Source organism: Synechococcus sp. R55.7, from assembly GCF_047461955.1.
Classification (GTDB): domain Bacteria; phylum Cyanobacteriota; class Cyanobacteriia; order Thermostichales; family Thermostichaceae; genus Thermostichus.
Window position 1 is genome coordinate 1 of record NZ_JANSIC010000164.1, and the last position, 1548, is coordinate 1548.

Annotated in this window: 2 protein-coding genes; both read left to right on the forward strand. The window is 58.5% G+C overall.

The genetic code is table 11. From position 1 onward, the window contains the following. Positions 1-2 precede the first annotated feature (2 nt). On the forward strand, positions 3-773 hold the full coding sequence (cobM, locus tag NW820_RS09165) for a precorrin-4 C(11)-methyltransferase (RefSeq protein ID WP_414407318.1): 771 nt from the start codon (positions 3-5) through the stop codon (positions 771-773). A gap of 188 nt (positions 774-961) precedes the next feature. Further along, a partial coding sequence (locus tag NW820_RS09170) for a hypothetical protein (RefSeq protein WP_414407319.1) occupies positions 962-1548 on the forward strand: 587 nt, incomplete at its 3' end.

Below are 1548 nucleotides of genomic sequence, written 5' to 3' on the forward strand. Positions count from 1 at the left end.
ACATTGTCGGGGCTGGCCCCGGGGATCCGGAGCTGATTACCCTGCGGGGGCAAAGATTGCTGGCGGAAGCCGATGTAGTGTTCTACACAGGTTCTTTGGTGCCAGAGGGAGTGCTGGCCCATTGTCGCCCTGGGGTTGAGGCCATTGACACCCGCTCCTTCACGCTGGAAACGCTGCTGCCGCAAATTGTGGAACGGGTCAAGGCGGGGCGGCGGGTGGTGCGGCTGCAGGATGGGGATCCCTGCCTTTACGGCGCTCTGCACGAGCTGCTGATCCGGCTGGCGGAGGCAGGGATCCCTTTTGAGATCGTGCCGGGAGTAAGCGCCTTTCAATTGGCAGCCGCCCGTTTGCAGGTGGAGTTGACCATACCCAAGTTGGTACAGACGATTATCCTCACCCGCGCCAGCGGTCGCACCCAGGTACCGGAAGCAGAAGCCCTGGCCAGTCTGGCAGCCCACCGCGCCTCTTTGTGTCTATATCTGAGCGCCCGCCACGTAGAACAAGCGCAGGCAGATCTGCTGGCTCACTACCCCGCCGATACCCCGGTTGCCGTTTGTTATCGCTTGGGTTGGCCGGACGAACAGATCTGGCTGGGATCCCTGGCCGAGATGGCCGCCCTCACCCGGCAAGCCGGCTTAGAACGCACAGTGCTCTATCTCGTCAGCCCTGCCTTGAAAGGCTTGTCAAGCTCCAGATCTGCCCGCTCGCGGCTCTACAGCCCTGACCACACCCACCTCTTCCGTCCCAGAATGGGCCGGCAGCCCCGTTTGTAACAGGCTCTTTCAGTATATTGACGGACTCCGGCAGATTGAGCACAATGAGGCAGCAAGATGAGGTCAGAGGCCTTGACTTCTGGCGAGGGGGTACTCGTTTTTGCCGAGAGAAGTGGATCCCTCTTGGATTGGAGTTGTTACAAGACCATTTTTTCACTCTCTAACTTAACTTTGCGAACTCTAACTTTATGGCTGGCTCATCTGCTGCTCGCAGCGTGGAAACCCTGATCAAGGCTCTGCAGAAGGCCCTGGCCCCCCTGCCAACCCGTTCGGCCCTGAAGCAAGATGTCCTTTACCTCATGGTGGATCTCCCACGGCAGGGGATGTTTAGCCGCTCTATGGTGTTGCATCGAGTTGCCAGCCAATTGGGGGGCTTGCCTGTGCAGGGAGTTAGCCAACTGGTGGTGTACGGTCGGCTTCAGGGGGAAACACAGCCGCAGTGGAAAAAAGTCTTCTACTTGTCCTCTGGGGAAAGCAGTGCCGATGCCACGCAGATTGTATTACCGGGCACCAAGATTTCTGAGATCAAGGTGCTGGAGGCCCAAAAACCTGTTGTGGATCCCGACCACAACTCCGATTTTCGCAAAGTTAAAACTCTGGGGGCACCGGTTCCCAAAATTCAGAAAGAGCGCTGGCCAGAAGCGGCTCCAAGCCAGGCCTCGGTTGGCCATGCCCCTTCCCAAGACGGGATCCCGACCCCTCTGCCTACAACTGCTCGCCCCAGTTCTCCTATCGACGTTCTGGCCAACTTTCCGACACTTGATCAATGGTTGCA